Raw genomic sequence first — 26,252 nt, forward strand, 5'->3', positions numbered from 1 at the left:
GCGACCAGGGACGAACCATGGCCTATTCCGTCAATCTGCGAAACCAGCGCTACCACTTCGCCGATCTCACCACCCTGCTGGCCCGGGCGACGCCCGACCGCGCCGGTGACCGGCTGGCCGGCGTTGCAGCATCGTCGGCGACCGAGCGGGTCGCGGCACAACTGGCGCTCGCGGATGTGCCGCTCGGGCAGTTTCTCAACGAGGCGGTGGTGCCCTACGAAGAGGACGCGGTGACCCGCCTGATTATCGACAGCCACGACCCCGCTGCGTTCCAGCCGGTATCCAGCCTGACGGTGGGCGGCTTCCGCGACTGGCTGCTCTCCGATACCGCCACCACCGAGGCGCTGCAGGCGCTGGCATCGGGCCTCACGCCGGAAATGGTGGCGGCGGTGAGCAAGCTCATGCGCAACCAGGACCTGATCGCCGTGGCCGCCAAGTGCCGGGTAGAGACTGGCTTTCGCAACACCATCGGCGGCCCGGGCACCCTGGCGGTGCGCCTGCAGCCCAACCACCCCACCGACGACGAGGCCGGCATTGCCGCATCCATTCTGGATGGCCTGCTGTACGGCATCGGCGATGCGGTGATCGGCATCAACCCCGTCACCGACAACACCGACACCATGGTCCGGCTGCTGCAGCTGGTGGACACGCTGCGGGAGCGTCATGCCATTCCCACCCAGAGCTGCGTCCTGGCCCATGTGACCACCGCCATGGAGGCCATGGAACGGGGTGCGCCGGTGGATCTGGTGTTCCAGTCCATCGCCGGAACCGAGGCGGCCAACGACAGCTTCGGGATCAACCTGGCGCTGCTGGCGGAGGCTCGGGAGGCCGCGCTCTCCCTCAAGCGCTACACCGTGGGCGACAACGTGATGTACTTCGAAACCGGTCAGGGCAGCGCCCTGTCCGCCGACGCCCATCACGGCGTCGATCAGCAGACCTTGGAAACACGGGCCTATGCCGTGGCCCGGGCCTACCGGCCACTGCTGGTGAATACGGTGGTGGGCTTCATCGGCCCGGAATACCTGTTTGACGGTCGCGAGATAATCCGCGCCGGACTTGAGGATCACTGCTGCGGCAAGCTGCTGGGCCTGCCCATGGGGGTGGACGTTTGCTACACCAACCACGCCGAGGCGGATCAGGACGACATGGACAACCTGCTCACGCTGATGGGCGTGGCCGGCGTCAACTTCGTCATGGGCGTGCCGGGGGCGGACGACATCATGCTCAATTACCAGAGCACCAGCTTTCATGACGCACTTTACGTGCGTGAGGTGCTGGGCCGTCAGCCGGCACCGGAGTTTGCCGCCTGGCTGCGGCGCATGGAAATCATGACCGAGGCCGGCCGGATGCGCCCGGCGCTAGAGGGCCCTGCTGGGCGCCTGCTGACTGTCGATCAGCCCCGGGGGCGCGCATGAGCGAGAACGGTGACGAGCCCTGGCGCGAGTTGCGCCGCTTCACCGATGCACGAATCGGCATGGGCCGCAGCGGCAACGGCCTGCCCACCCGGCACTGGTTGGACTTCCGCCTGGCACACGCCATGGCCCGGGACTCGGTGCATGGTGCTCTCGACGTGGCCGCGCTGGAGCATGCGTTGCAGGAGGCGGTGCCTGCGTGTGAGACGGTGATTCGCGTCCGCAGCCAGGCAGTGGATCGACCCACCTACCTGCAAAGGCCGGATCTGGGACGCTTGCTGGACCCACAGGATGCCAAGGATCTGGTGCAAGGCAACCACGAAGTGGTGATCGTGGTGGCGGATGGCCTGTCGGCGGCGGCGGCCATGGCGGTGGCGCCGCCGCTGCTGGCGGCATTGGTTCCGCTGCTCGAGGGCTGGCGGATCGCACCGCTGGTGGTGGCGCAACAGGCTCGCGTCGCCCTGGGCGACCCCATTGGGGAGGCTCTGGGCGCGCGATTGGCGGTGATGCTGATCGGCGAGCGGCCGGGCCTCTCCAGCCCTGCCAGCCTGGGTGCCTATCTCACCTGGAACCCACGCCCGGGCCGGCAGAATCATCAGCGTAACTGCATCTCCAACATTCGTCCCGACGGACTGCCGCCGGAGGCTGCGGCGCACCGGATCGCGGCATTGATGAAGGCCGCGCGGCAACGGCAACTCACCGGCGTCAAGCTCAAGGACACCACCCGGGAGATCAGCACGGAGGCGACGCCCGGGCGGTTGGATACGGAGTGAGGCGGAGTCGCCGGGTTGATCATCGGCGAACCGGCGGCGGCAGACCGAACGCCGAATCGGTGCGTTACGGCCTTCGGCCTAACACACCCTACGTGAGGCCATGCCCAACGTGAGGCGATGCCGATGTTTGACCGTGCCCGATGTTTGACCGTGCCCGATGTTTGGCCGTGCCCGACGTTTGGCCGTGCCCGATGTTTGGCCGTGCTCGCTGTAGGGTGCGTTAGCGCTTGCGCGTAACGCACCGATTCGGCAATGGCAAAGCCAAAAACGCCGGTCGGGTGCGCCGATCAGGGACCGTCAGCGACAGGGATGTCGCTGTCGAGCCTACAAGGACGTATTAACGGCGAGTCCCTGATCGGCGCACCCGACCGGCGTTCCCGGACAAGGGCCCCTGACCGACGAGCCATCCCCCTGCTATCCGGTCTCACCGTCGTTGATTCGTTATACTGCTCACCCCCTCGATTCCGACTGCGGCAGGAACCCATGACCCGCGACGTGATCCGCATCTCCGGCGCTCGCCAGAACAACCTGAAGAACCTCACACTGGACCTGCCTCTGGGCGAGTTCATCGTGGTCACGGGGGTCTCCGGTTCCGGAAAATCGTCGCTGGCCTTCGACACCATCTACTCCGAGGGACAGCGCCGCTACGTGGAGACCTTCTCCCCGTACGCGCGGCAGTTCCTCGACCGCATGGACAAGCCGGCGACGGACCGTATCGAGGGCATTCCGCCGGCCATCGCCATTGATCAGACCAACCCGGTGCGCACGTCCCGATCCACCGTGGGCACCATGACCGAACTGAACGACCACCTGAAACTGCTGTTCTCGCGGCTCGCCACGCTGTACTGCTCCGGCTGCGGCCATCGCGTGCAACGCGACGACCCGGAAAGCATCGCGGCCCGCCTGCTTGCCCGGGCACCGGATCAGCGCTGCATGGTGGTGGCCCGGGTCGACGTGCCCAAGGGACTGGACAAGCACGAAATGCAGAGCCTGCTGGAGCGCCAGGGCTATAACCGCTTTCACCGGCTGACAAAGAAGTTCGTCGAGGTGGTGGTGGACCGGGTTCGCGTCGCCGAGGATCGCCGCGACCGCCTGGTGGAAGCCATGGAAAACGGGCTGAAACTCGGTCGCGGCAAGATCGCCGTCCATCCCCTGGATGACGACCGCAAGCCCGGCGACCCCTGGCGTTTTTCCGCCGATCTGCACTGCGCCGAGTGCGACATCCACTACCAGGAACCCTTCTCCAGCCTGTTCTCTTTCAACTCCCCCATGGGCGCCTGCACCGACTGCCGCGGCTTTGGTCGCACCATGGGCATCGACTATAACCTGGTGATCCCAGACGACAGCAAGACCCTGGCGGAGGGCGCCATCCGGCCGTGGCAGTCGGGGAAATCCGCCGAGTGCCAGAGCGACCTGATGCAACATGCCCGGCGCCAGGGCGTGGCCACGGACATCCCCTGGAGGGATTTGCCCCAGACAGACCGGGACTGGGTGATGCAGGGCGAGCCGGGCCGGGGCAGCGGGCGCTGGTATGGCGTGAAGGACTACTTCAACTGGCTGGAGTCGAAGAGCTACAAGATGCATGTGCGGGTGCTGCTTTCCAAGTACCGCTCCTATGACCTCTGCGGCACCTGCCACGGTGCCCGGCTCAAGCCGGAGGCACTTGCCTGGCGCGTGGGCAGCCACGAGGACAGTGATGCGGTACTGGATCGGGCGGCGCGCTTCCGGCCACATGGTGCATCCATGCCGACCGAAGCCTTTCACGGCCTACCGGGGCTGTGCATTCACGACGTGCTGCAACTGCCGCTGTCACGCGGCCGACGGTTTTTCGATGCACTGCACCTGCCTCACGGCCTGGACGAAGCCGCCGAGCAGGTGCTGGATGGCATCCGCACCCGGCTGCGTTACCTCTGCGAGGTGGGGTTGGGCTATCTCACCCTGGACCGGCAGTCCCGAACGCTGTCCGGCGGCGAAGTGCAGCGTATCAACCTCACCACGGCGCTGGGCACGTCGCTGGTCAACACCCTTTTCGTGCTGGACGAGCCCTCCATCGGCCTGCACCCCCGGGACATGCAGCGCATCGTCGGCGTGATGCAGCGTCTGCGGGACGCGGGCAACACCCTGCTGGTGGTGGAACATGACCCCGACGTGATGCGGGCGGCAGACCGCATCATCGACATCGGCCCCGGGCCGGGGGAGCACGGTGGTGAAATCGTGTTCAACGGCTCGCCGCAGGAAATCCTGCAGGCGGAGCAGTCGTTGACAGGGGCGTATCTGTCAGGGCGGCGGCGGGTTCTTGATGGCTTGGACGGGCTTGAAGGGGAAGACGGTGCGTTACGCTTCGCTAACGCACCCTACAACACAGACCCGGGTCACAGCGCGGTTCCAGACGCTGAAGCCGAAGCGGGCACGGGCACGGGCACGGATGTAGGGTGCGTTAACCGCAGGCGTAACGCACCGAAGCCCGATCCCACGGCCAAAGTCCTCACCGTCCACAACGCCCGGGAACATAATCTCCGAGGCATCGACGTCACCCTGCCACTGGAACGCTTCGTGGTGCTCACCGGCGTGTCGGGCTCGGGCAAGTCCACCCTGATGCAGGATGTGCTCTACAACGCCCTGTGCAAGCTCAAGGGCCACCCCGCCGAGCCGCCTGGCGCCCATGATGCCATCGAGGGGCACGAGGCCATCGACGACGTGGTGCTGGTGGACCAGAGCGCCATCGGCAAGACCACCCGCTCCAACCCGGCCAGCTACGTGGGCGCCTTCGACCCCATTCGCAAGGCTTTCGCCCGCCAGCCTGATGCCGCGGAGCGCAAGTACACCCCCGGCACCTTCAGCTTCAACTCCGGCAATGGCCGCTGCCCCACCTGCGGCGGCAACGGCTTCGAACACGTGGAGATGCAGTTCCTCTCGGATGTGTATCTGCGTTGCGCCGATTGCGATGGCAAGCGCTATCGCGATGAGGTCCTGGAGATCCGGCTGGCGCCGGCGCCGGGCTGCGAACTCGGCCCCCGGTCCATCGCCGGGGTGCTGGACCTGACGGTGACCGAGGCGGTGGCCTTTTTCGCCGACAACAACGAGGTCCTGCAGCGCCTGGAGCCATTGCAGGCCGTAGGGCTTGGCTACATGAAGCTTGGTCAGCCAGTGCCAACCCTGTCCGGCGGTGAAGCCCAGCGGCTCAAGCTGGCCGGGCATCTGGCCAAGGCTGCGGGCCGCCGACGCCGGGCCGAACGGCTGCTGTTCCTGTTCGATGAACCCACCACGGGGCTGCATTTCGCCGATGTGGCGGTGCTGCTGCAGGCCTTCCGGCGGCTGCTGGATGAAGGCCACTCGCTGCTGGTCATCGAACACAATATCGATGTGATGGCGGCGGCAGACTGGCTGATCGACATGGGCCCGGAAGGCGGTGACCAGGGTGGGAGCCTGGTCTGCGAGGGGACGCCGGAGCAGGTGATGGCGGTGCGCGAGAGCCACACCGGCCGGGCCTTGGAGGCATATGCGGCGGCAATGGCGCGATCGGAGGCTGACAACGGTGCGTTACGCTTCGCTAACGCACCCTACAGTACGGGCACGGATCACGGCACGGCTCCGGCTCCCGACGCCGTCGCCGTCGCCGAGGCGCCGGCGCTCTACACCGACCATGCCATCGCCATCCGCAATGCCCGGGAGCACAACCTCAAGGGCATCGACCTGCGCATCCCCCGGGACAAGCTCACGGTTATCACCGGGCTGTCCGGCTCGGGGAAATCCACCGTTGCCTTCGATATCCTGTTCAACGAGGGCCAGCGGCGCTACCTGGAATCCCTCAACGCCTACGCCCGTCAGTTCGTGCAGCCGGCGGCGCGGCCAGACGTGGACGCCATTCTGGGCATTCCGCCGACGGTGGCCATCGAGCAGCGCACCAGCCGCGGTGGCCGCAAGAGCACCGTCGGCACCATGACCGAGGTGCAGCATTTTCTGCGCTTGCTCTATGTGAAGCTGGGCACGCAGCATTGCCCGGACTGCCACGTGCCCATCCGCGAACAGACCCCGGAAGCCATTCATGCCCAGATCATGAAGGACTACCGCGGCCGCGAGGTGGAACTGCTGGCGCCACTGATCGTGGCGCGCAAGGGCTACTACACGGATCTGGCCAAATGGGCGGCGGGCAAGGGCTTCGCCCACCTGCGGGTGGACGGCGAGGCCCAGCCCACCGACAACTGGCCGCGACTGGACCGCTACAAGGAGCACGACATCGAACTGCCCGTGGGCCGGGTCGCGGCGAAACCGGGCAACGCCGAACGGTTACGGCAGCTCATCCGCGAGGCGCTGGACTACGGCAAGCAGACCCTGAAGGTGGCGGCGGACCGGGAAGACGCCATCTTCTCCGCAAGCCGGGCCTGCCCGTCCTGCCAGCGGAGTTTCGAGTCACTGGACCCGCGGCTGTTCTCCTATAACTCTAAGCATGGCTGGTGCCCCGGCTGCTATGGCACCGGGATGGTCATCCCCGGCTTCGACGCGGAGCAAACCGGTGAGGAGAGCAGTTGGACCGAGGATGGCGAGGCGGAACCGGTGAGCTGCCCCGACTGCAGCGGCCACCGGCTGAACCCGGTGGCGCTGGCGGTCCAGTTCCGCGACCAGTCCATCGCCGACCTGACGGCCTTGTCCGTGGACGAGGCCGCAGAGTGGTTCGGCGCCCTCGCCCTAAAGGGCCGCGAGCGGGCCATCGCCCGGGATATCAAACCGGAGATCGATAACCGCCTGGCCTTTCTCAAGGAGGTCGGGCTGGGCTATCTCGCCCTGGACCGGGCCGCACCCACCCTCTCCGGCGGCGAGGCCCAGCGCATTCGCCTGGCGGCGCAGCTTGGCTCCAATCTGCAGGGTGTCTGCTACGTGATGGACGAACCCACCATCGGCCTGCACCCGCGGGACAACCGCATGCTGCTGGACACCCTCACCCGCCTTGAGGGCAAGGGCAACACCATCGTGGTGGTGGAGCACGACGAGGACACCATCCGCCGCGCCGAGCACGTGGTGGATCTCGGGCCGGGGGCTGGTGTGATGGGCGGGCGCATCATCGCCGAGGGCACGGTGGAGGATCTGCTGGCCAACGCCGACTCGGTGACCGGGCGCAGCCTCAAGAATCCGCTGCGCCATCCACTGCGCCAGAGCCGCCGCCTGGAACCCGCCGAGCATGTGGTGCGCCTGCGCCGCGCCCACGCCAACAACCTGAAGCAGGTGGATGTGGACCTGCCACTGGGCCGCCTGGTGGTGGTCTCCGGGGTGTCCGGCTCGGGCAAATCGACGCTGATCCGGGATGTGCTGGAAACCAACCTGCACCGGCTGGTGGCCAATCGACGCAAGCCCGACACTGCCGGCCTGCAAGGCTGTGTGGCCATGGAAGGCTGGGAGGCTGTGGAGCGCGTACTGGAAGTGGACCAGACCCCCATCGGCAAGACGCCCCGCTCCTGCCCGGCCACCTATGTGGGCTTCTGGGATGACATCCGCAAGCTCTACGCCCAGACGGAAGAAGCGCGCATTCGCGGATATGGCCCGGGGCGGTTTTCCTTCAACACCAGGGAGGGGCGTTGCCCGGGGTGCGAGGGTCAGGGCGTGAAGCGCATCGAGATGAGCTTTCTGCCGGACGTAACCACCCCCTGCGAGGTCTGTCACGGTCAGCGTTTCACGCCGGAAACCCTGGCCGTTGAATACAAGGGCAAGTCGGTGGGCGAGGTGCTGAACATGCCCATCGACGAGGCGGTAGAGTTTTTCACCGCCCATAGCAAGATCCATCACGCCCTGTCGCTGCTGCAGGACGTGGGCCTGGGCTATCTCACCCTGGGTCAGCAGAGCCCCACCCTCTCAGGTGGCGAGGCCCAGCGCATCAAGCTGGTGACGGAGCTGGCCAAGGCTCGCCCCGACACCGGCCGCCGCAAGCCGCCACACACGGTCTACGTGCTGGACGAACCCACGGTAGGACTGCACATGGCGGACGTGGAAAAGCTCATCCACGTGCTGCACCGGCTGGTGGATGCGGGACATACGGTGGTGGTGATCGAACACAATCTGGACATTCTGGCCGAGGCGGACTGGATGATCGACATGGGGCCGGAAGGTGGTGAGGCTGGCGGCCGGGTGGTGGCCAGGGGCGTGCCCGAGACGGTGGTGGAGACCAGCGATTCCCACACGGCGGTCATATTGCGGGAGTTCCTCGCAGACCGGCGGTGGCCGGACGACGCCGCGGCGGCGCGGAAGTCTTGAGGTCACGCGGCCGTGATCGGGCGTGGGTTGTGGTGCGTTACGCGCTGCGCGCTAACACACCCTACAGCGGGCACGGCCAAACGTAGGGTGTGTTAGGCCGAAGGCCGTAACGCACCACAACGGCGGTGGTGTTGCCCCCCCAGGCCCCAGGCACAAACCGCGGTCCGGTGCGCCGCTCATGGGCCGTCAGCGACAGGGATGTCGCTGTCGAGCCCCCATGGATGGGTTTACGGCGTGTCCATGAGCGGCGTACCGGATCGCGGTTCCCCGATCCAAGCCGTAGGGTGTGTTAGCGCGCAGCGCGTAACGCACCGCAACCCACGACTGTCGAAACCAACCTGCCCCATCAGAACCGCTGCCCCAGGAACAGGTACAGATTCCCGCGCCGACGTTCAGCCCGCCCATAGGCCAGGTACACGGCGCCGATGGGCGCGTCCACCGCGAACAGCAGGCTGCCTGAATACACCAGATCATCGAACGCCGCATCGCTGCGGTCTTCCCAGACGTTGCCCGCTTCGGCGGATAGCCCCACATAGGTCGGCAGGCCGAATAGCCCGTCCTCCCCGGCTCCGGCGATACGCCGGTAATAGATGGCCTGACCCAGACCCCGATGCGCGCCGGTCAGCTCGCCCTGCTGGAAACCGGACAAATTGAGGAAGCCGCCCAGGCTGTAGAGGTCGTACACCGGCGCGTCACCGCTGATAAAGCTGCCAAAGCGCAGCCCGGTGAGCAGCGTGTTATCCCCCAGCGTCCAGGCACCGAGCCAGTTGGCGTCCACTCGCTGATAACGCTCGTCGGCACCCAAGGCGGCATCGCTGGCGAGCCAAAGCAGGCTCGCCGTATAACCCCGGGTGGGGAAACGTGGATTGTCGAGGCGATCGCGGGTCAGGCGCAAAAAGACTTCGCCACTGGTGAAATCGAATCGCTCCAGCTCCGGTGCCAGTACACGGGGCCGTGACTGGCCACGGCCGATCTCGATGCCGGTGCGCACCTCCGTGGTGGGGCTGATCTCGTATCCGAGATGGAGGCCGCCCCGCTGGCGACTGACGCGGGTCTCACCGACCTGATCACCGTCCTCGAACACCGGTACCCGTTCGCGCTGTATATCGACCCGGGGCGCGGCCAAAAATCGCCCTTGTGGGCCGAAGGGCTGCCAGAACTCGCTGAACAGCCGCGGCCGATCTCCGATGGCGACATCGGAACGCCACTCCGCACCCATGGCGTTCACTTCCGTCATCAGGTAGCTGACAGTGGCCAGGTAGTTGGCGTTGGCGCGGAAGTCGTCTTCCAGGGTCAACCCCAGGCGCAGGTAATTGGGCCCCCAGGAACGACTCACCGCCGTCACCACCACGCCCCGCTCCCCCGCCTCGTTCTCCTCCAGCCGGTAGTCCACCCGCTCGAAATAGCCCATGCCATAGAGTATGTTGAGATCCTCCTCCAGGGCGTCCCTGTCCAGCGGCGTGCCGGGCTGCTGGCGTATTCGCCCCAGCAGCAACTGGTCGCTGAGACTGGATTGATTGTCGATGCGCACGAAGGCCGGTACTTCGGGGGTGATGAGTGGGCGGCGCTGGCCAAGCTGCCAGGCTGCATAAGCCTCTTCATCCATGGCCAGTGCCAGCAGCTGAGCCAGATGGGCGCGGGCGGCCAGCGTACCGGCGACAGAGGCCTCCCGCACTCGCAGGAAGTCCACGGCGGAGATGGCAATGCCGGTGAGGTCCGGCTCGATCAGGATATCGTTCGGCCCAAGGGTTGCCAGCAGCTCCTCGGAGCGGCGGCGCATCATGATGTCCAGCGCCTGGTTCATGACTGCCAGGGGGTTGTCCAGCCCATCGGCGCCGAGGGCATCCGCGCCAACATCCACCGCAATGATGATGTCGGCACCCATTTCCCGGGCCACGTCCACGGGGATATTGTTGACCAGCCCGCCATCCACCAGCAGACGGCCGTCGCGCTCCACGGGGTTGATCAGGCCCGGAATAGCCATGCTGGCCCGCATTGCGGTGCTGAGATCGCCGTCCGCCAGCAGCACCGGCTCGCCGGTGTGCAAGTCCACCGCCATGGCGCGATAGCGGATCGGCAACGCATCGAAATCCTCAATGCCCTCGGCCCGCCGCGCAAACTGGCGCAAGCCCACCATCAGGTACTGTCCCTGCACCAGCCCGCGAGGAAAGGCAACGCCGTCGCGGCGCACGCCGATGGTGATCTGGTCGGGCAGGTCCCGATCCTCCTGCCGGCGTCGCAAGGCGCGCACTTCCCGATCCGGCGTATCGATGAAGGCTCGGCCCCAGTCCATGCGGATGACCTCGCCCTCGAGCTCGACAGGATCCCAGCCGGCAGCATAGAGGCCACCGACGATGGCGCCCATGCTGGTGCCAACGATGATGTCCACCGGCACCCGCAGATTCTCCAGCTCCCGGATCACGCCGAGATGGGCAAGGCCCTTGGCGCCGCCGCCGCTGAGTACCAAGGCAATGGTCGGGCGTTCGTCAGCGGACTGCCCGACAGCATGCAGGGGAATCCATAGCAGCAGGACGCTCAGCGTGAACGACAATACCCGGCGTGAAATCGACGCATCCATGTGCGTGACAGGACCTCCCTGATGGCGAGACGAGTTGCGGTGATTGCTTCAATGGGCACAGTATCTCCCCCTATGGACGACGCTTCCAGGCAATCCACCTGTCACACAATCTTGGGTCTTGATCTGGCGGTGGCACCGGAGAACTCCGGCGTGGCCCTGGCCCAGCGCGACGGTGACGACGAATGGCGGTTACAGCGGCTGTTTCGAGGCAGTCGTGAACCGTTGCTGGGGCAGATTCTCGCGATTCTGGATGACCCCAGGCCCCTGATCTGCATTGATTCGCCGCTGGGCTGGCCAGCGGCTCTGGCAGATGGTCTGCGGGATCACCGGGCCGGCGAGCCCCTGCCGGGGGAGCCACAGACGCTTTTCAACCGGTACACGGATGTGGAGATCCGTCAGCGGTTGCGGAAGAAGCCCCTGGAGGTGGGGGCGGACCGCATTGCCCGGACAGCAGTGGCGGCGCTGACGCTGCTGGAGGCGTTGCGGCAGGCACTCGGCCAACCGCTCCCCCTGTTGCTGGGCCTGGATGAACCGGCGGTGGGCAAGGTGATCGAGACCTATCCGGCGGGCACGTTGCGGGCGCATCAGGTGGAGTCCCGCGGCTACAAGCGCCCCGACGGTGAGACGGTGCGTGGGCGCCTTGCGAGCTGGCTGGCCGAGGGCATAGCCATGGATGAGGCGCAGCAGGCCAAATGCGTTGCCTCGGATCATGTGCTGGATGCGGTACTGTGCGTGCGGGCGGGGCTGGATGTGCTGGCCGGCGAGGCGGTGGCGCCGGAGGACCTGGCGCTGGCGCGACGCGAGGGCTGGATCTGGTGTCGGGGAGCGTAGGCGGGAACGTCGTACGGGCACGCCACTCCGGGACTCGCCGTGAATACATCCCTGTAAGCTCGACAGCGACATCCCTGTCGCTGACGGTCCCGGAGCGGCTTACCCGTACGACGTTTGTGCCTGGGGCTTAGACAGGGAATGACAACCGCTGGCGCGGTGCGTTACGCGCTGCGCGCTAACACACCCTACGGTATTGATCGGGGAACCGCGGTCCGGCACGCCGCTCATGGACACGCCGTAAACCCATCCCTGGGGGCAACACCACCGCCGGCTCGGTGCGTTACGGCCTTCGGCCTAACACACCCTACATTTGGCCGTGCCCGCTGTAGGGTGTGTTAGCGCGCAGCGCGTAACGCACCACGACGGCGGCGGCCATGGCCACCCCCCGCCGCCTACTCCGCCAGGCCGTACACCAGCAACAGAAACGCATACCGGTAGGCCACTTCTTCCAGATAATCGAAGCGGCCGCTGGCGCCGCCGTGGCCGGCACTCATGTTCGTCTTGAGCAGCAGCAGATTGTCGTCGGTTTTCAGCTCCCGCAGACGGGCCACCCATTTTGCTGGTTCCCAGTACGTCACTCTTGGGTCGGAAACCCCGGCGGTGACCAGCAGGTTGGGGTACGCCTGGGCCCGCACATTGTCATAGGGCGAATACGACAGGATGGTGCGGTAGGCGGACTCGCTCTCGATGGGGTTGCCCCACTCCGGCCACTCCGGCGGCGTGAGCGGCAGGCTGGGATCGAGCATGGTGTTCAGCACGTCCACGAAAGGCACGTCCGCCACGGCGGCATGGAACAATTCCGGACGCTGATTAACCACCGCGCCCACCAGCATGCCACCGGCACTGCCGCCGTGGGCGGCAATTCGACCGGGACCGGTGTAGCCCTCGGCAATCAGCGCTTCCGCCGCGGCGATGAAATCACTGAAGGTATTGGGCTTGTGCTCCAGCTTGCCCTGCCGGTACCAGTGATCGCCCTTCTCTTTGCCGCCGCGCACGTGGGCAATGGCAAAGACGAAGCCGCGGTCCACCAGGCTCAGTCGATTGGGGGCGAAGGACGGCAGGTCAATCATGCCGTAGGAGCCATAGCCGTAGAGCAGCAGCGGCGTGTTCGGGCCGGGCTGCAGATCGCGGCGGTGGAACAGCGATACCGGCACCTGCTCGCCGTCCGCCGCCGTGGCCATCAGCCGGTGGCTCACATACGCCGCCGGATCATGCCCGCTGGGCACTTCCTGCTCCTTGCGCAGCACCCGGTCACGGCTTTCCATGTCGTAGTCGTATACCCGCCCCGGCGTGGCAAAGGAGCTGTAGCCGAAGCGCAGGCTGCAGCTGTCGAACTCGTATCCCGACTGCATGCCCAGGCTGTAGCCTTCCTCGCTGAAGCCCACGGCATGTTCCTCACCGTCAGCCCAGCGCCGCACCACGATGCGCGGCAAACCGTCTTCCAGTTCCAGGCGCACCATGTAATCCCGAAACACGATCAGGTCCTGGATCAGGCACCCGCGGCGGTGTGGCACCAGCGTGTCGCCAACCGCGGCGGGATTGTCCAGCGGCCGCCGGACGATGGTGAAGTCTTCCGCCCCATCGGCATTGGTGAGCATGACCCAGTGATCGCCGTGGTCGGTAACCTCGTATTCAACTCCGGTGCGGCGCTGCAGCAGCACCCGTGGCGGCGTGGCGGGCCGGTCGGCGGGAATCACCCGCACCTCGGAGGTGATGTGATCATGGCTGTCGATGAGGATGTGGCGACCACTCTCGGTTTCGTCGACACCGACGAAGAAGCCCGGATCGGCCTCCTCGTAGACCAGTGCATCGTCGCCGTCGGGATAGTGCCGGCGGCGCACCCATCGGGGGCGATGATCGTCATCGATGACGGTGTAGAACAGGGTGGCGGATTCCGCCGCCCAGACCAGGTCGCCCCGCGCCTGCTCGACCACGCTCTGCAACAGGTCACCTGTCTCCAGGTCCCGCACCAGGATCGTGCAGACTTCTGCCCCTGAACGGTCCACGGCATAGGCAAGCAGGCGGTGATCCCGGCTATGAGCGGCGTTGATAATGCGAAAATAGGCCTGGCCTTCGGCTTCGGCGTCGCCGTCCAGCAGCACCTGCTCGCCATCCGTGGCGCCGCGCGGGCGCCGGCAGAAGACGGGCTGCTGACCGCCGACACGGTAGCGGGTGTAATACTCCCACGGCCCGTCCGGCGCCGGAACGCTGCTGTCATCCTCCTTCAGCCGCGCCTTCAGCTCGTCGAACAGGCGCTGGCGCAAGGCGGCCGTAGGAGCCATGACGGACTCCGCATGACGATTTTCCGCTTCCAGGTAATCGCGTATCTCGGTGGGTAGCAGGCCCGGATCCTGCATGGCTTCACGCCAGTTGTCGGCGCGCAGCCAGGCGTAATGGTCCTCTCGCCGATGATGATGGTAGTCGGCAATGGTTGAATGCCGGGGGGCAATCGGTCCTGGATGGTTTCCTGACACGGAGACTCCTGCGTAATATCATGGACATGGGGCAAACGCCCCACCCGGATCGACGGAAAGCAGATTCGGCGCCCGCATAACCATAACCGAAGGGCGGGCTTGAGAACATGGACGACAGAGGGCATCGAGGAACTGCCTGTTACGGCTGTTGCCGTAACTGATGGTAGGTCAGCGATCCCGCAGCAATAGCGAGGAGATCATGCAAGAAGTGATGGAGGAGGAGGCAACCGATGGGTTGCCACAGTTCCTGGACCTGGAAGCGTCCAGTCTTCGATTTGGTGTCAGTTACCCTACAGAAGTGGCCTGGTCGGACGAGGCCGGGCACATTTATTCCTACCTGATCAAGCCCGACCCGCGGTGGACCGACTGGAGCCGCAGTGCCGAGGCCATCACCGGGCTGAGCCGGGAACAGCTGTTCCGCGAGGGCCATCCCGTTCATCTCGTGGCCACCACCATGAACCATCAACTGGCCGGCCGCGTGTTGTACTGCGACGGTGGCGCTCATGATGCGTTCTGGCTGCGGCGCTTGTTCGAAGCTGCGGGGACACCCTGTCGGTTTCTGCTCGAGGATATCTCGCGCATGGTGCCGAGCACGGTGATGGGCTGGCCTGACTGGCCCGCTCACCTGCAGGGGCTGATACGGGATTCCCGGCTTGCGGCAGGTCAGGCCCACCGCGCCGCGCCCGATGTCGCCTACCTGCGAGAGCTGTACCGCCGTGTCCGTGAGTCTCTCGAACAGATGACGGATCCGACCCTCACCAGCTACAGCCCCAGAAGGGCACAGCTTCGCTGATAGGGTTGCTGGAATTCGGGCCATTCCCGAAATGACATGCCTTCGGGCAGGCCCAGGCGGTCCATGCTCGGCACCTGGCGAGCGGCCAGCCCCGCCATGGGGTGGTCGGACTCACGGTAGAGGTCCACCTGGGCGGCAATGACCAGATCCGCCAGATCGGCGGTACCGTCTGCCGTCTCCCGCCGCCAGCTCTCATGGGCGGCCACTGCAGACACCACCGGCTCCGGGAAACGCCAGACTCGCAGCAGGCCGGCCCCCACGGATGCATGGGTGTAACGCAGCACCTGCTCAAGACGCTGTGGGTTGTTGCGCAATGCCGGGCGATCGGCAGCAAACTGCAGTACAACCAGTTTGCCGATATCGTGCACCAGCCCCACCAGCAGTGCTCGATCTGCAGGTAACCGCGTGAAAGCGACCGCCAGAGCATGGCAATGGGCCGCCACTTCCAGGCTGTGACGGTAGATGGACTGAACGCGGTCACGATAGATGCCACCCGCCATGTTGACCATTTGCATCAACGCGTAGTTGGTCACCATCACGCCGGTGAGCTGCAAACCCAGTCGCTGCAGTGCACCGTTGACGGAATCGGTATCCACGACTCCTCGATTGGCGGCACTGTTGGCGAGCTTGATGAGATAGCTGGCCAGCCCGGGATCACGTGCAATTTCAGTCGCCACCAGCCGTTGGTCAGGCTCGCTTTCAGCCAGGATGCGTCGCACCCTGCCAGCAACCTGGGGAACACCGGGCAGCACGATTGTCCCCTTGGCAATGCCCTGCTGTATCGCCACCAGGTCCTGCATGAAATCCCCGGGGGTGGACATGGCGTCAGGCGCTTCCCGAGGCGATGTCGTCCGGAGAATGGAAATACTCGCTGGAGCGCGCCATGTCATCCACCAGGCGGTGCAACTCCGCAAGCCGCCAATCGGCGCTTCGGTAGGGGGCACAGTCCGGGCAGCGCGGATCGTCGCAGGGTTGTCGGGCATAGAGCCAGTAGTGGACCACGCCGGACAACAGGCCCTCGGCGATGCGGGCAAGTTCCTCTTCCGGGTAGTCCTCGGCCAGGCGATTGCCCAGTTCCACCGCATCAAAGGCGGCTTGCTCGTCAGCGGGGGTTTGCTCTGTCATGGCTTGCGTCCGGACGGTTGACGGGAAAGAGCACGCGCTATTTTTGTGCACAGGCAGCAAACGTCGAGGAGTTTACACGCAAAGATTGCGTCAATCGAACTCGGCATACTGATGCAGAAGTCCTGGCCTCGACATAAGTCACTGTTCCGATTAGGGCTTTAGATTCCGGCGAAAAGTTCATCAAAATGACGCAAAGCCGCGACATGACAGGCTTCCCCCGTGGTAATCGCCACCTTGTCCACAAGCTTATCCACAGCATCTGTGGAAAACGGTGACTAGCCCATGCGTGGCAGGCACTTGCGCGACCGGCGGCGGAAAGGCCCGGAAAAATGCGGCGCCGCACCACGCGAGAACAGACCTCGGCGCCCCACCTTGTCGAACGAGTGAACCTCCGGCCTGTTGTCAGCCTCTACAGTGAAGAAACGCTGAACAGGGAACGCATTCCCCGGTATTGTTCAATGACACCGTTGCACAGGAGACCACCATGCGCCTTGTCTTGCCGCTTGCCATTGCCGCACTCGTTGCCGCAGCCGGCATCGCCTCGGCCCAGACCGTGGATAGCGAGGAACACCGCTTCCAGGTACAGGTACTCGCCGAGGGTTTCTCCCATCCCTGGGGGCTGGCGTTCCTGCCCGATGGTCGCATGCTGGTGACCGAGCGCGGCGGGCGGCTCAATTTGCTGGACGCCAACGGCAATAACCGCCGCACAGTAGAAGGGACACCCAGCGTTGCCACCGAGAATCAGGGCGGATTGCTGGACGTGATCCTGCACCCGGATTTCGAAGAGACGCCCTGGGTCTACCTGAGCTACGCCCGTCCCAGCAGCGAAGGCAACGCCACAGCAGTGGGACGCGGCCTGCTGGACGGTGAGCAGTTGACGGATTTCGAAGTTCTCTTCGTGGCTACGCCCTACACCGGTGGCGGCCGGCATTTCGGCTCCCGCATGGCCTTTGATGAGGACGGCTATCTCTACATCAGCACCGGCGACCGCGGTCAACGTGATCGATCCCAGGAACTGGACAACCACTACGGCAAGATCATCCGGCTGACCGATGACGGCCAGATCCCCGACGATAACCCGTTTCTCGACCAGCGCGACGCCCAGCCGGGCATCTACAGCTACGGCCTGCGCAACCCCCAGGGCATGATCCGCCACCCGGAGACCGGCGAAATCTGGATCAACGAACATGGTCCGCGCGGTGGCGACGAGATCAACATCATCGGGCCCGGACTGAACTATGGCTGGCCGAAGGTCACCCATGGACGCGAGTACCACGGCCCACGGATCGGACCGGAGTCCATGGATGGCATGGAGGACCCGTTGCACCACTGGACGCCTTCCATCGCGCCCTCCGGCTTCGCCTACTATGACGCAGACGTGTTTCCAGCCTGGCAGGGCAACCTGTTTGTCGGGGCGCTGGCCCAGACCCATCTGGCACGCCTGGTCGTCGACAATGGTGAGGTCGTGCACGAGGAACGCCTGCTGGACGACGCTGGCTGGCGGATACGCGACGTCCGTCAGGGGCCTGACGGTGCCCTCTATCTGCTGGTGGACCAGCGACGTGCGCCGCTGGTACGGCTAAGCCCGGCGGATTAACGCATTCATGATGCAGCACCTGACAAAGACCATCCTACGGGGGTTGCTGGCGCTTATTCCGGTGGGCGCCACGCTGTACCTGGTTATCTGGCTGGCCATGACCCTGGAGTGGGCCCTGGGCAAGGCAGTGGTTGCCATCCTGCCCGACGGGCTCTATCTGCCGGGCATGGGCCTGGTGCTTGCGTTGGCGGCGCTCTACGGAGTTGGCTGGCTGGTCGACCACTGGCTGCTCAAGCGCCTCATTCAGGGCATGGAGCTGGTGCTCACCCGTATTCCCCTGGTGAACAAGGTCTACCGAGCGGTGCACGACCTCATGACCTACTTCGCCGGCAACCGGGAGCGGCGTTTCGATCAGGTGGTGGCGCTGGATCTGCCAGGCACGGACTTCACCGTCCTGGGGCTGGTGACCCGGGACGATCTCTCAGACCTGCCCGATGGACTGGCCGCTGCCCACAAGGTGGCGGTTTACATACCGGGCAGCTACCAGATCGGGGGCTTCACGCTGCTGATCCCGAGAGCATCGCTGCGCGCCGTGGACATGCCGGTGGAAGATGCACTGCGCTTCGCCGTGACCGGTGCCATGTCCGTCTCCGCCGCCGAGCGACTGCTACTTCGCCAGACATCACCCGGCCCACAGCCACCGTCCTGATCCAACACGGATCCGGCCAATCGCCATACCTCCGCTGGAGACAGGCATGCGGATCATCATCATTGGTGCGGGCGTTATCGGCACCACCACCGCCTGGTATCTGCACCAGGCTGGTCACCAGGTACATGTCATCGACCGTGCCGCGGAACCTGCGAGCGAGACCAGTTTTGCCAACGGCGGGCTACTGCACGCCAGTCATGCGGAGCCCTGGAATGCCCCCGGCGTGGTCGGTCAGTTACTGCGCTGGATCGGGCGCGAGGAATCGCCACTTCTGCTTCGGGCGCGGGAGATCCCACGACTCACGCGATGGGGGCTCGGTTTTCTGCGCAATAGCAGCCGCAGCCGCTTCGAACGCAATACCGTGGTGAACACGCGCCTGGCTATCCACAGCCTGCGCCGGTTACAGGCGCTGCGACGGGAGACCGGGATACGCTATGCCGATAGCCAGAGCGGCATCATCAAGATTTTCCGGGACGCGGTCAGCATGGAAAAGGCCCTGCAGGCGTCCCGCCTGACGGCGGACCTGGGCTTGCGCTTCTCGGTACTGGATCCACGACAGGCCACTGCGCTTGAGCCGGCGCTGGCAGACGTCGCCCATGAGCTCACCGGCGCAATCTATTACCCGGACGACGAAAGCGGCGACGCCTGCCTGTTCACCCGCCGCCTTGCCGCCCTGGCGCAACAGCAGGGGGTGGAGTTCGAGCAAGGCGTTTCGGTGGAACGCCTGCAACGCGATGGCGACCGGCTGAGTGGGCTGATCACCAGCGCCGGACCCCGCACTGCGGATCTCTACATTCTGGCCGCCGGGAGTTTCAGCCCGGGCCTGGCCCGTCAGGTGGGACTGCGGCTGCCCATCTATCCGGTGAAGGGCTATTCCCACACCGCGCCCGTGAACGGATGGCGGGATGCGCCGACCATTCCCATGATCGATGACGCGAACAAGGTGGTCATGTCCATACTGGATGATCGCATTCGCATGGCGGGTACTGCGGAATTTGCCGGCTTTGACACCACGCTCGAACACCGCCGGGCGGACAACGTCTTCCGCCAGGTGCTCAAGACCTTTCCCACACTGGAGGATAGGCTGACCCCGGCGGACCTCACACCCTGGTGCGGCTTGCGACCCCTTACCATGGATGGTCCGCCGATACTGGGCCCGACGCCGATTCGAAACCTGCAACTGAATACCGGGGCCGGCCACCTGGGCTGGACTTTTGCCTGCGGTGCGGCGAGCCTTGTCGCCGAGTCGGTGGCCGGCAGCGAGCCCTCGATCCCCCTCGATGGACTCGGCTACAACCGCTTCGCCTGATACCCGGCACCGAGTTCCTGCCAGCCTTCAGGGAGCGTCGCCGCCGGTGCCAGGAAGAATCGCCCTTGCATGACACGGCAACCAAGTTCGCGGAGCTCGCGCAGCTGTTGCTCCGTCTCGACGCCCTCCACCACAAGATCCATCTCCAGGTCCCGGGACAGGTTGACCAGGGCCGAGACCAGCGTTCTGGCGACCGTTCGGGTGCGTGCGTCCGGCGCCAACAGCCTCGCGGTGAAACTGCGGTCCACCGTGAGGCTATCCAGCGGTAATGCCGGCAGCGTGGTGATAGCGCCATGGGTGATACCGAAGTCATCCAGACCGACACGCAGGCCTGGTAGCTGCTCCCGGATCTCGTTCAACCTCGCCACACTGCGCTCCAGTGAGCGGAGCAGCTGGGCTTCCACAAGATCGAGCTGCAGGCAGTCGGTGGGAAGTCCGTAGGCGTCAAGACGAGCACGCAGCTTCTCCACGAACTCCTGCTCGTACAGCGTCGCGATGGAGACATTCCAGCACAGGCGAAAATCCGGGCGCAGTCTGCGCGCTGCAGCAAGCAGAGGTAGCGTCTGCTCCAGCACGATTCGGTCGATCTGCCGCGTCAGTCCGGCCTGCTCCGCCATGGGCAGGAAAAAGTCGGCCTCCTGCTCCCCCAACCGGGGATGAGACCAGCGCGCATAAGCTTCCATGGCTGGCACGGTGCCCGACTCCAGATCGACGCGGGGCTGCACATGGGCAACGATGCGGCCCTGTTGCACTGCCTCCGCCAGCTCCTGCATCAGGGTGAAATTCCGGGTGGCGGTCTCGGCCAGCGTGACGTCATAGACCCTGAGCCCGCGCTTGCCCGAACGCTTCACCTCGTACATGGCGGTGTCCGCAGCCTGAAGCAGTTGCGCGGGATCGGCGCCATCGTCCGGGTGGACGGCAACACCGATACTCGGCGATATATGCAGACGATGCCCGTCGAGGTCTGCGGGTCCAGCCATCTTGCGGAGGATTTTCCCGGCCACCAGCGCAACCTCGGGGGCACTGCCAGTCTCGATCACGAGCGCGAATTCGTCGCCGCCGAGCCGCGCTACCGTATCGGATTCCCGCACGCAGTCCCGCAAGCGCTGGCCGACTTCGAGGAGCAGCAGGTCGCCCATGGCGTGGCCGAGACTGTCGTTGATGAGCTTGAAATCATCCAGATCGAGCATGAGTACGCCAACCACGCCGCCGCTGCGGTGCGCGCGAGCAATGGCGCCTTTAACACGGTCGGCAAACAGTTCCCGGTTGGCGAGCCCGGTGAGGCTATCGTGATAGGCCCTGAACTGGAGGCTCGCCACCGTCTTGCCATGGGCCAGCGCCACACCCACCAGCCGCGCGTACTCCTCGGCGATCAATCGTGTACGCGGCGCAGGAAGGCCCGGCTCTGTCCAGAACAGGCCAAGGGTGCCGGCGATACTGCCGTCAGCCAACGGTACCGGCACAACCAGTGCGGAACGAATGCCTCGGGCCAGCAATAATTGCCGTGATTGTGGCCAGCGATGCTCGATTTCCAGGTCTTCGCAGATCAAGATTTCGCCGCGAGCCGCGGCGTCGGCGGACAGACTGACGCCGCCGCGCAAGAGGACCCCGATCAGTGATTCATCGCCACCCTCGCCCGCCAGGGATGGACCGGCCACCCCCACCAGCCCGCCATCCTCCTGACGTGTCACGAGCGCGCGGGCCTGGGCAACCTGCCCTTCCAGCATCTTGCACAGATCGGAAAGCACCTCTGGCAGCGGATCCTGGGCGATAATCCGCTGGAGTATGTCGGCACGCATTCGCACCAGGCGTTCTTCGGCCTTCTGGCGATGCAGATCGCTTACAGCGATGACCTGGGTCTGTTCACCACTGCTGAGGCGCAAGGTACGCATGGCCACCGCGACGTCGATCAGGGAGCCGCGTCCATTGCGGATGCGGCATTCCCACTCGGCCTCGCCATCCGAACCGACCACGGCGTCCACTCCGGCGGTGAAGATCTGGCCCACCGACTGGCCGATGAAAGCCGAGCGGGGCCACTCCAGCAGTCGCCACAGGTAGGCGTTGGCCTCGACGATGAAGCCCTCACCATCGGCAATGGCGATGCCGGTTTCCACCGAGTCGTAGATGCGGGCGAGCAGCGTTTCGCGGTCGCGCAGTGCGGCACCGGCGCGCTCCAGTTCCAGCACGGCTCGACGCAATTCCATCTGCGAGAGCACGGCGTTCGCCAGTTCACGCAGCTGCTGGATTTGCTGTTCGCCGATGTCATGCCGCGGCCTGGTATCGAGCACGCACAAGGTGCCGAGTGCATAGCCGTCCCGACTGACGAGCGGCACCCCCGCGTAGAAACGGATATGCGGCGCTCCCGTCACCAAGGGATTGGTGGCGAAGCGTGGATCTTCCAGTGCATCAGTGACAACCAGGGCATCCTGGCTGCGGATAGCGGCATCGCAGAACGCGATCTGCCGGTCGGTTTCCCGCAGGTCGACCCCGAGACAGGACTTGAACCACTGGCGGCGCTCATCAAGCAGCGTCACAAGCGCCATGGGCGTATCAAACAGGGTGGCAGCGAAGCGCGTATACCGCTCGTAGGCCTCCTCGGGTTTGCTGTCGAGCAACTGGTAGGACTTGACGCTCTGGAGCCGCCCAGACTCGTCCGTCCTGAATGGTTTGGGGCTGGACTGAGACTGCTCCGACACGGTCAATACGTTTCCTGAAGACCACGGCCCGGGATTGGACTGTTGGTCCCAGTCTACGCTTGTTAGCGGATCGCTGCAGGTGCGGCATCACCCGGATGGGTGATGCCGCACCTGCACCTTTCCTGGCCTTAACCCTTCTTGCCGAAGGCGCCGCCACCCGGCGTCTGGATCACGAACGTATCGCCAGGAGCCATGTCGGCCTTGTCGGTGCCCGTGAGATTCGTGCGGCTGCCGTCGGCGCGCTCGACCCATCCCCTGCCGAGGGCAGCATCGCCACCACCGGCCAGGCCGCTGGGTGCAATACGCCGGGAGTTGGCGAGTATGGCCACCGTCATGGGCTCGAGGAAGCGGATCCGGCGCTCGGCGCCATCTCCACCGTTCCATTGCCCCTGACCACCGGAACCGCGGCGGATGGAAAAGCCCTCCAGCATGACCGGGAAACGGGTCTCGAGAACCTCCGGATCCGTCAAGCGACTATTGGTCATGTGCACGTGAACCGCACTGACACCGTGGAACCCATTGCCGGCACCGGCACCCCCACATAGGGTTTCATAGTGCTGGTAGCGGTCGTTCCCGAAGGTGACGTTGTTCATGGTGCCCTGGCCGTTGGCCAGCACGCCCAGCGCCGCGTACAGCGTATCCGTCACCACCTGGCTGACCTCCACATTGCCCGCCACGACGGCCGCCGGATAGACCGGGTTCAGCATCGAGCCCTCGGGCACGATCAGCTCCACCGGCTTGAGACAGCCGTCGTTCAGGGGAATGTTGTCGTTCACCAGGGTGCGCAACACATAAAGCACCGCGGCCCGGGTCACCGCCTTGGGGGCATTGAAGTTGCTGGGCTGCTGGTCGCTGGAACCGGTGAAGTCCACCACCGCGGCGCGCCTGGCCTTGTCGACGCGAATGGTCACTTTCACCCGGGCCCCGTTATCCAGCTCTTTTTCCCAGGACCCGTCCTCCAGTACGTCGAGTACCCGGCGGACCTGCTCTTCAGCGTTGTCCTGGACGTGTTGCATGTAAGCCTGCACCACCTCCAGTCCAAAGTGCGCCACCATGCGCCGCAGCTCGCCGGCGCCGCGGTTGTTGGCCGCAATCTGTGCCTTGAGGTCGTTCAGGTTCTGCTCAACGTTGCGCGCCGGCATGCTGCCGCCGCCAAACAGTTCGCGCAGCGCCTGCTCCCGGAACTCTCCGCCGGCAACCGCCTGGAAGTTGCTGATCAGCACGCCCTCGTCGTCGATGGTGGTGCTGTCCGGCGGCATGGACCCCGGCGTGGTTCCGCCGATGTCGGCGTGGTGGGCCCGGCTGGCGATGTAGAACAGGACGTGACTGCCAGCGCCATCGAATACCGGCGTGACCACGGTCACATCGGGCAGATGGGTGCCGCCATGGTAGGGATCGTTGAGCATGTAGACGTCACCCTGCTCCATGGTGCCGCTACGCGCATTGATGATGGCGCGCACGCTCTCCCCCATGGAGCCCAGGTGCACCGGCACATGGGGGGCGTTGGCTACCAGGCCACCATCGGCGTCGAACACGGCACAGGAGAAGTCCAGCCGTTCCTTGATGTTGGCGGAGTAGGCGGTCTTCTCAAGGGTGCCGCCCATCTGCTCGGCAATGGACATGAACAGATTGTTGAACACCTCGAGCATCACCGGATCAACATCGGTGCCCACGGCGGTGCGGTGGGGTAGCGCGGCGACTCGCTCCATGATGACGTGGTTCTTGCTGTTCACACCGGCGCGCCAACCCGGTTCGACGACAATGGTGGAGACCGGGTCGCGAATGACCGCGGGGCCGTCAACCGTGTCGCCGGGGAACATCTGCTCCCGGTCATAAACCGCCGTCTCCGGATGGGAATCATCGGCCATGAAGGTCTGCACTCGCGCCACCGGCTCGAGGGTGCCGGATGACCGCGCCGGCACGTCCGGCTCGTCGCTCATGGCACCACTGGCCCCGATGACTTCGACAACCCCGGCCGCTGCCACCAGCCCCTTCTCCGGCATGGTGAAGCCGAACTGCTGCTTGTGGGCAGCTTCGAAGGCGCGGCGCATGGCGGAGGCTTCGCCAAAATCCACCAGCAAGGTGGTGTCGGTGCCATCGTACTTGAGCTGCAGCTTGTGCAGCGCGGAGATGGCCGCCTTGTCTACGCCCTGGGCTGCCAGCTCGTCGCGTCCTTCGGCGTCCAGCGCCGCCAGCCGGGAACGCAGCTCATCCACCAGCCGATCATCCAGGACCTTGTCAACCGCCAGTTCACGCATGGTGGTGAGATCCGCCAGCCCCATGCCGTAAGCGGACAGCACGCCGGCGAACGGGTGAATCAGCACCCGCTTCATGCCCAGCGCATCCGCCACCAGGCAGGCATGTTGCCCGCCGGCACCACCAAAGCAGTTCATGGTGTAGGTGGTGACGTCATATCCACGCTGCACGGAGATCTGCTTGATGGCGTTGGCCATGTTCTCCACGGCAATCCGCAGAAAACCCGCTGCCACCTGCGCTGGTGTTCGGCGATCACCGGTGGCCTCGTGAATGCGGTCGGCCAGGGCCTCGAACTGCTGCCTGACCACCTCGGCGTCCAGTGGCTCATCGCCGTTGGGGCCAAAAACCCGCGGGAAGAATTCCGGCTGCAACTTGCCCAGCATGACGTTGCAGTCAGTAACGGTGAGGGGGCCACCCCGGCGGTAGCAGGCCGGGCCGGGATTGGCACCGGCGGATTCCGGTCCGACCCGATAACGGGACCCATCGAAGAACAGTTGCGAGCCGCCGCCGGCGGCGACGGTATGGATGCGCATCATGGGCACCCGCATGCGCACGCCGGCGATGACCGTCTCGAAGCTGCGCTCGAACTCGCCGTTAAAATGCGAAACATCGGTGGAGGTTCCACCCATGTCGAAACCGATCACTTCCTCGAAACCAGCCATCTGGGCGGTGCGCACGCAACTGACGATACCGCCGGCGGGCCCGGAGAGGATTGCGTCCTTGCCCTCGAAGTAACGGGCGTCGGTGAGGCCGCCATCGGACTTCATGAACTGCAGTCGCGTATCACCCAGCTCCGATGCCACCTGATTGGCGTAGCGCTTGAGTATGGGCGACAGGTAAGCGTCCACCACCGTCGTATCGCCACGGCCGATGAGTTTCATCAGCGGGCTGACCTCGTGAGAAGCACTCACCCGGGTGAAGCCGACATCCCGGGCGATGGCGGCAATCTGTTTCTCGTGCTCGGTGTAGCGATAACCATGCATGAAGACAACGGCGCAGGCACGGTAGCCCTGATCATAAGCCTGCTGCAGCGCCTGCCGGACCCCGGCCTCGTCCGGTGCCTTGAGCACCTCGCCATCGGCGCGGACGCGCTCATCCACTTCAACAACATGACCGTAGAGCTGTTCGGCCAGCTTGATGTCCAGGGCAAAGATATCCGGCCGGGTCTGATAGCCGATCCGCAGGGCATCGGCAAAGCCCTTCGTGATGACCAGAACAGTGGGCTCACCCTTGCGCTCCAGCAGGGCGTTGGTGGCCACCGTCGTCCCCATCTTCACCGCGTCCAGCTGCTCTGGCGGGATCTCGTCGGTGGACTCAAGGCCCAGCAGCTCACGAATCCCCTGCAGGGCGGCGTCGCGATAGCGCTCCGGGTTTTCCGACAGCACCTTGTGGGTCACCATGGAACCGTCGGGGCGTCGGCCGATCACGTCAGTAAACGTGCCGCCGCGGTCGACCCAGAACTGCCATTGCTCTTTACTCTCGTTTGCGCGCATGCGCGTGTCTCCTCTTATGAGCG

At 65.2% G+C, this 26,252-nt stretch carries 14 protein-coding genes; 8 read left to right on the top strand and 6 right to left on the bottom strand.

Going from position 1 to position 26,252, the window contains the following annotated elements; translation table 11 throughout:
* The first annotated feature begins 17 nt into the window (after positions 1-17).
* The 3 genes from J2T57_RS05600 (at position 18) to uvrA (ending at position 8,428) form a co-directional block, all read left to right on the top strand.
* Positions 18-1,415, top strand: coding sequence for an ethanolamine ammonia-lyase subunit EutB (locus J2T57_RS05600; RefSeq protein WP_253475498.1), 1,398 nt, complete (start codon positions 18-20; stop codon positions 1,413-1,415).
* Complete coding sequence (gene eutC / locus J2T57_RS05605; RefSeq protein ID WP_253475501.1) at positions 1,412-2,185, top strand: ethanolamine ammonia-lyase subunit EutC; 774 nt, start codon at positions 1,412-1,414, stop codon at positions 2,183-2,185. Before J2T57_RS05600 ends, eutC begins: the two co-directional genes overlap by 4 nt.
* 483 nt (positions 2,186-2,668) lie before the next feature.
* Positions 2,669-8,428, top strand: a complete 5,760-nt coding sequence (uvrA, locus tag J2T57_RS05610; protein ID WP_253475504.1) for an excinuclease ABC subunit UvrA — start codon at positions 2,669-2,671, stop codon at positions 8,426-8,428.
* A gap of 346 nt (positions 8,429-8,774) precedes the next feature.
* Here uvrA and J2T57_RS05615 read toward each other — a convergent pair whose 3' ends face one another.
* Positions 8,775-11,006, bottom strand: coding sequence for a patatin-like phospholipase family protein (locus J2T57_RS05615; RefSeq protein WP_253475507.1), 2,232 nt, complete (start codon positions 11,004-11,006; stop codon positions 8,775-8,777).
* 111 nt (positions 11,007-11,117) lie between these two features.
* Between J2T57_RS05615 and J2T57_RS05620 the strand changes: the two genes are divergently transcribed.
* The gene (locus tag J2T57_RS05620; RefSeq protein WP_253475510.1) at positions 11,118-11,837 is read left to right on the top strand and encodes a DUF429 domain-containing protein; all 720 of its coding nucleotides are present in this window, start codon (positions 11,118-11,120) and stop codon (positions 11,835-11,837) included.
* 392 nt (positions 11,838-12,229) lie between these two features.
* Here the strand turns inward: J2T57_RS05620 and J2T57_RS22365 are convergent, their stop codons facing one another.
* Positions 12,230-14,311 (bottom strand): S9 family peptidase, encoded by a 2,082-nt coding sequence (locus J2T57_RS22365; RefSeq protein WP_253475513.1) that lies wholly within the window; start codon positions 14,309-14,311, stop codon positions 12,230-12,232.
* 160 nt (positions 14,312-14,471) lie between these two features.
* On the opposite strand from J2T57_RS22365, the gene J2T57_RS05630 reads away from it, so the two are divergent.
* Positions 14,472-15,104: a hypothetical protein gene (locus J2T57_RS05630; RefSeq protein ID WP_253475516.1), complete on the top strand. Its 633-nt coding sequence runs from the start codon at positions 14,472-14,474 to the stop codon at positions 15,102-15,104.
* Here the strand turns inward: J2T57_RS05630 and J2T57_RS05635 are convergent.
* Positions 15,074-15,925 (bottom strand): HDOD domain-containing protein, encoded by an 852-nt coding sequence (locus J2T57_RS05635; protein ID WP_253475519.1) that lies wholly within the window; start codon positions 15,923-15,925, stop codon positions 15,074-15,076. The genes J2T57_RS05630 and J2T57_RS05635 overlap by 31 nt on opposite strands.
* 4 nt (positions 15,926-15,929) lie before the next feature.
* A complete protein-coding gene (locus J2T57_RS05640; RefSeq protein WP_253475522.1) occupies positions 15,930-16,229 on the bottom strand; it encodes a hypothetical protein in 300 nt (99 codons plus the stop codon).
* Between the two features lie 484 nt (positions 16,230-16,713).
* Between J2T57_RS05640 and J2T57_RS05645 the strand changes: the two genes are divergently transcribed.
* From J2T57_RS05645 to J2T57_RS05655, 3 genes are read left to right on the top strand one after another with little or no spacing between them, the layout of a single operon-like run.
* The gene (locus tag J2T57_RS05645; RefSeq protein WP_253475525.1) at positions 16,714-17,826 is read left to right on the top strand and encodes a PQQ-dependent sugar dehydrogenase; all 1,113 of its coding nucleotides are present in this window, start codon (positions 16,714-16,716) and stop codon (positions 17,824-17,826) included.
* A 7-nt stretch (positions 17,827-17,833) separates the two neighbouring features.
* On the top strand, positions 17,834-18,475 hold the full coding sequence (locus J2T57_RS05650) for a DUF502 domain-containing protein (RefSeq protein WP_253475528.1): 642 nt from the start codon (positions 17,834-17,836) through the stop codon (positions 18,473-18,475).
* Positions 18,476-18,521: 46 nt separating this feature from the next.
* Positions 18,522-19,784 (top strand): D-amino acid dehydrogenase, encoded by a 1,263-nt coding sequence (locus J2T57_RS05655; protein ID WP_253475531.1) that lies wholly within the window; start codon positions 18,522-18,524, stop codon positions 19,782-19,784.
* Here J2T57_RS05655 and J2T57_RS05660 read toward each other — a convergent pair.
* A complete protein-coding gene (locus tag J2T57_RS05660; RefSeq protein ID WP_253475534.1) occupies positions 19,766-22,480 on the bottom strand; it encodes a sensor domain-containing phosphodiesterase in 2,715 nt (904 codons plus the stop codon). The two genes, J2T57_RS05655 and J2T57_RS05660, sit on opposite strands and share 19 nt — an antisense overlap.
* A 128-nt stretch (positions 22,481-22,608) precedes the next feature.
* Complete coding sequence (locus J2T57_RS05665; protein ID WP_253475536.1) at positions 22,609-26,229, bottom strand: hydantoinase B/oxoprolinase family protein; 3,621 nt, start codon at positions 26,227-26,229, stop codon at positions 22,609-22,611.
* Positions 26,230-26,252: the final 23 nt, after the last annotated feature.

Origin of the sequence: Natronocella acetinitrilica, from assembly GCF_024170285.1 — a bacterium.
Classification (GTDB): domain Bacteria; phylum Pseudomonadota; class Gammaproteobacteria; order Nitrococcales; family Aquisalimonadaceae; genus Natronocella; species Natronocella acetinitrilica.